5 protein-coding genes are annotated in these 5,219 nt (G+C 63.3%); 3 read left to right on the top strand and 2 right to left on the bottom strand.

Features of this window, described 5'->3' with window-relative positions; translation table 11 throughout:
• Together Q0579_RS18235 and Q0579_RS01790 are read right to left on the bottom strand one after the other, a co-directional pair.
• A partial coding sequence (locus tag Q0579_RS18235) for an EAL domain-containing protein (protein WP_366522248.1) occupies window positions 1–191 on the bottom strand: 191 nt, incomplete at its 3' end.
• A gap of 127 nt (window positions 192–318) precedes the next feature.
• Entirely contained in the window at window positions 319–861 is a 543-nt protein-coding gene (locus Q0579_RS01790) for a MarR family transcriptional regulator (RefSeq protein WP_010339851.1), read from the bottom strand.
• A gap of 104 nt (window positions 862–965) precedes the next feature.
• On the opposite strand from Q0579_RS01790, the gene Q0579_RS01785 reads away from it, so the two are divergent.
• The 3 genes from Q0579_RS01785 (at window position 966) to Q0579_RS01775 (ending at window position 5,143) form a co-directional block, all read left to right on the top strand.
• Window positions 966–1,442 (top strand): DUF417 family protein, encoded by a 477-nt coding sequence (locus Q0579_RS01785; RefSeq protein WP_010339850.1) that lies wholly within the window; start codon window positions 966–968, stop codon window positions 1,440–1,442.
• Between the two features lie 133 nt (window positions 1,443–1,575).
• Window positions 1,576–2,160, top strand: a complete 585-nt coding sequence (locus Q0579_RS01780) for a recombinase family protein (protein WP_010339849.1) — start codon at window positions 1,576–1,578, stop codon at window positions 2,158–2,160.
• 4 nt (window positions 2,161–2,164) lie between these two features.
• Complete coding sequence (locus Q0579_RS01775; protein WP_012449407.1) at window positions 2,165–5,143, top strand: Tn3-like element ISMpo10 family transposase; 2,979 nt, start codon at window positions 2,165–2,167, stop codon at window positions 5,141–5,143.
• Window positions 5,144–5,219 lie beyond the last annotated feature (76 nt).

Here is a 5,219-nt window from a genome sequence, read left to right as displayed (position 1 = left end):
AGCACCTCGGTCAATCGATTGATCAGCCCGGAGCGTTCGGCGACCAGGATGAACTGATCGGGCGGTATGCAGCCCAGCGTCGGACTGGTCCAACGCGCCAGCGCTTCGAAGGCGGTGGTGCGATGCGTGAAGCCATCGACCATCGGTTGGTAGGCCAAGCTGAACTCGTCCTCGAACTGTGCCTGCCGCAAAGCTTGCTCAATCGCAGCTTGGCGCCTCAGACGTGCCTCATGTTCCGTGCTGAACAGGACGCCGGTGCCACGCTGGGGTCAGGACATAGAACGGGCACAGATATACGCTAAGCGTCTCTGCGCGCACTTATGGGTCGACTCTATGCGTCGACGACTCCAGCATTCCAAAGGCATCCATCGGACAGTTGTAGCATCGCCTCTCGTCGCAGAGCCGGCATATCGTCAGCGCCGAGACAGCGTCGTCAGACATCTGCGCAAGTATTGTCTCGGCAATACGTTCCAGCACGAGGCGGTCAGCATTCGAGACATGGCTAAGGATTTCGGATAAAGTCTCGTTTCTTCGTTGCAGGATCGCAGATAGGCGAGTCTCGCCTGCCTCAGTGAGCATCAGCGCTACTGCACGACGGTCCCGTAGCGCTTTGGATCGAACGGCGAACCCGGCTGCAACCAATCGATCGACAAGCCGCACCGTCCCCGCGTGGGACAAGCCTAGCACCCGTCCTAATTCGTCGATCGAAAGACCGGTCGCGTGACCGATGACGACGATCGCCGCGGTGGTTTCGCCACCGCCGGGTATCGTCGGGTCGAATGCCGCCTTCTTAATTCGATCGGTGATGCCCACTGCGAGGGCGCCGAACAGATTGACGAGCCGGTCCGAGAGTACGTTCAAAGGGTTGCCTCATTCATTGACGGCGCATAGTGTATGCGCAGCGCATATATCACGCCTGTCTAAGCATGAAGGCAGGTCATGCGCCATGATGAAAGCGAGGCACCATGTTTTCGACATTACACATAGCTGAAAAGACGACCGGCTCTCGCGGGTCTCTCGCGTTGCTGCGCTGGGCGCTGGTGGTCATCTTTCTCTGGTTCGGTTGCATGAAATTCACGAGCTATGAAGCGATGGGCATCGCGCCATTGATGAAGAACAGTCCGATCATGAGCTGGATTCCGGCCGTTTTTGGGGTGCAGGGTGGAAGCTATTTTATAGGCACCGTCGAGCTCGCGACGGCCGCTGCGCTGATTATCGGTGCTTTCAACAAGACGGCCTCCGCTCTCGGCGCGGCGATGTCATGCCTGACTTATGCCGTGACACTGACGTTTTTCCTGAGCACGCCTGGCGTCGCCGAGCCGACCGCTGGCGGGTTCCCGGCGATTTCGGCCGGAACCGGACAGTTCCTGTTGAAGGACCTGGTGCTTCTTGCGGCATCAGCGTGCCTTCTACTTGCGTCCATACGGACAGCAGACGCGTGACGGCAAACAGGTGATAGGCGACGCTCCGGACCTGCGCTTTTGCCGAACCATACCCGCCTCAGCCCATAACGATCGACAAACCCTGTCGCTTTGATAGGGTGTTCGAAAACATGCTTTCGAGGGTTTGTCGTACATGCTGGTCGGATATATGCGGGTGTCAACGACCGATGACCGCCAAACGGTCGATCTCCAGCGGGACGCGCTCGTCGCAACCGGGGTCGATCATCGGCATCTCCATACCGACAAGGCATCCGGCGCGCGCGACGACCGACCAGGCCTGAAAGCCTGCCTCGACTATCTGAACGCGGGCGACACACTGATCGTGTGGAAGCTCGACCGGCTCGGACGCTCGCTGCCGCACCTGCTGACGATCGTCACCGATCTGAAGGCGCGCGGCATCGCGTTCCGGTCGCTGACCGAGCAGATGGATACGACCACGCCGCACGGCGAATTGCTGTTCTCGCTGTTCGGTGCATTGGCACAATATGAGCGTGCGCTCACGCGCGAACGGGTGATGGCGGGACTGGCTGCTGCCAAACGCCGGGGACGCCAAGGTGGCCGCCCGCCGATGATCGACGCCGAAACGCTCGAGCGGATCACCGCCGCGCTGGATGGCGGGGCCAGCAAGGCGTCCGTCTGCCGGACCTTCAAGGTGCCGCGTTCGACCCTTCTCGGCACGCTTGCCCGGATCGGCTGGACCGCACCGGCCAAGGTCTAAGCCGATGCCGCGTCGCGCCGTCCTGTCGGACGAGCAACGCGCGGCGTTGCTCGCGCTTCCCGACGACGAAACCCTGCTCGTCCAGCACTGGACATTGAGCCGGGACGACTTGGCCATCATCGTCCGCCGGAGGCGACCGCATAACCGGCTGGGTTTCGCGATCCAGCTTTGCGCGCTGCGCTATCCTGGCCGTTTCCTGCGACCCGGTGAACTGATCCCTGATACGCCGCTCGCGTTCGTCGCAGAGCAATTGCAGGTCGGACCCGAGGTGCTGGCCGACTACGCGACGCGCGGCCCGACCCGGTACGAACAGCTCGATGCACTGCGCGATGCATTCGGCTTCATGCCGCTCAGTCGGCCGCTGCGAACGACGTTGCAGGAATGGCTCCTGCCGATCGCGCTGACGACGACCAGCGGGGCTAGGCTGGCGCGCGTGATGCTGGATGAGTGCCGGCGACGGCGCATCATTGTGCCGGGCATCAGTTCGGTCGAGCGGATGGTCGCACAGGCGTTGCTCGATGCCGAACGCCATGTCGCCGAGCATCTGACCCGAGGACTCGATGCTCGACAGCGCCGGCTGCTCGATGCGCTTCTCCTGCCCCACACAGGCACGAACTTGAGCGATCTGGCCTGGGTGCGGCAGTCACCCGGCAAGCCCGGCCGAAAGACATTCGCCGCCATCATCGAGCGACTGACACTGCTTCGGGCCATCGGGATCGATCCGGATATCGCCGTAGGCGTCCATCCCGAGCGCCTCCGACGCCTGTGCCAGGAAGGCGTGCGGCTGACCGCGCAACATGTTCGGACGCTGCAAGCGACGCGGCGTCGCGCCACATTGGTGGCGACCATCCTCGAAACCATCGTTACCCTCACCGACGATGCGGTGCTGATGTTCGATCGCCTGCTTGGGCAGATGTTCCGGCGCGAACAGAACAGCGCGGACACGACACTCAAGCGCAACCGGCGCACCATCAACGGCAAAATCCGGCTGCTTGCCCAACTCGGCGCTGCCTTGCTCGCCGCCAAGATATCAGGTGGCGATATCGGCGCTGCGGTCGAGGCAGCGATCGGATGGAATGATCTCGGCCGCGAGGTCGATGAAGCCCGCAAGCTGATCCGCCCCGATTCGGTCGATCCCGTCGCGGTCGCCGCGACCAATTACCCCGTCCTCCGACAGGTCGGTCCCTCGTTCATCGCCTCGTTCACATTCGGGGCGGTGCCAGCCTGCCATGCGCTCGCGCGAGCGGTCGCGATCATGCGCGACCTTCATTTTGGTCATCTGCGCAAATTGCCTGCAGGCACGCCAGTCGGCTTCATCCGGCAAGCTTGGCGTCGGGCGATCGGCACCGGCATTCCCGATCGCAGGATCTATGAATTGTGCGTGCTGGTCGAGCTTCGCGACCGGCTTCGCGCCGGCGACATGTGGGTCGAGGGAAGCCGACGCTATCGTGCTGTCGAGCAGCAACTCATTCCTGCCCCCGTATTCGCCAACATGCGCGCGGCCGGCCCCTTGCCGATACCGGCACCGGATACGGCCGATATCTGGCTGGCCGAACGACGCGCCCGCCTCGCCCGTCGATTGGCCGAGGTCGAGCGAAAGGCGGAGACGGACGCGCTGGAAGACGTGCAGCTCAGCTTGGGCAGGCTGCGGATTTCGCCCTTGAAGGCGATTACTCCCGAGGAATCCGATACCGCCCTTGCGCCGCTCTATGCGCATCTGCCCGCGATCCGCATCACCGACCTTCTTGCCGAAGTCGATCGATGGACCGGGTTCAGCCAGTGCTTCACGCATCTGCAAAGTGGCCGTGCCGCGGATGAACCACGTGCGATCCTCACGGCGGTGCTCGCCGATGCCACCAATCTGGGCCATACGCGCATGGCGGAAGCCTGCAATCTCGTGACCCAGCGCCAACTCGGTTGGCTCGCCTCATGGCATCTGCGCGAGGAAACCTACGGTCGCGCGCTCGCCCGGCTTGTCGACGCCCAACACACCGCGCCGCTGGCCGCGCTGTTCGGGTCCGGCACCTCGTCCAGCTCAGACGGTCAGAACTTTCCGCTCGACCGCCGCGCCCAGGCAACCGGCGCAGTCAATCCGCACAAGGGGACAGAGCCGGCTGTCTCCTTTTACAGCCACGTCTCGGATCGCTACGCGCCGTTCCATTCCACAGTTATCTCCGCTTCGGCGAGCGAGGCGGCACAGGTGCTCGACGGGCTGCTCCACCACGGCGCCGATCTGCACATCGAAGAGCATCACGTCGATGGCGGGGGCGTCTCCGACCATGTGTTCGCGCTATGTCATCTGCTTGGGTTCCGGTTCGCGCCGCGTATCCCGAATATCGCCGCACGCCGTTTGCACCTGTTTAACGGCATCGAACCCGGCCCCGATATTGCGCCGCTGGTCGCGGGCCGCATCGACGAAGGTCTGATCGAGGCACACTGGGACGACGTGCTGCGACTGGGAACCTCGATCCGCACAGGCGTCGTCAGCGCCTCGATCATGCTGGAACGGCTCGGCTCCTATCCACGCGCCAACGGCCTGGCACTGGCGTTGCGCGAGATCGGTCGCGTCGAGCGTACCCTGTTCACGCTCGACTGGATCGAGCAGCCCGAACAGCGTCGCCGCGCCACCCGCGAACTCAACAAGGGAGAAGCGGAAAATGCCCTGAAACGCGCCATCTTCTTCCATCGCATCGGCCGTATCCGCGATCATGCGCTGCAAGCCCAAAGCCATCGGGCGAGCGCGCTGAACCTCGTCGCCGGTGCCATCGTCCTGTGGAACACGACCTACCTGCAAGCCGCCCGGATGCATCTCGCCAACCTCGGCCGGCCGGTCCCGCCGGACCTGCTGCAACACCTATCACCGCTCGGTTGGCAGCATATCAATCTCACCGGCGATTACCTCTGGACCGATCCCGATGCGCCATCCACCGCGCTCAGACCGCTTCGCCAGATGCGCGCCGTCGAAGGCACGGCAAAACCTTAGCGTATATCTGGGTCCGTTCTGTGTACCGACCCCCTGTCGGAGCGGGGGATCGACTTTCGGTCACTGACAGACGGGT

Source organism: uncultured Sphingomonas sp., assembly GCF_936927845.1.
Classification (GTDB): domain Bacteria; phylum Pseudomonadota; class Alphaproteobacteria; order Sphingomonadales; family Sphingomonadaceae; genus Sphingomonas.
This window is presented reverse-complemented; position numbering and strand designations above follow the sequence as displayed.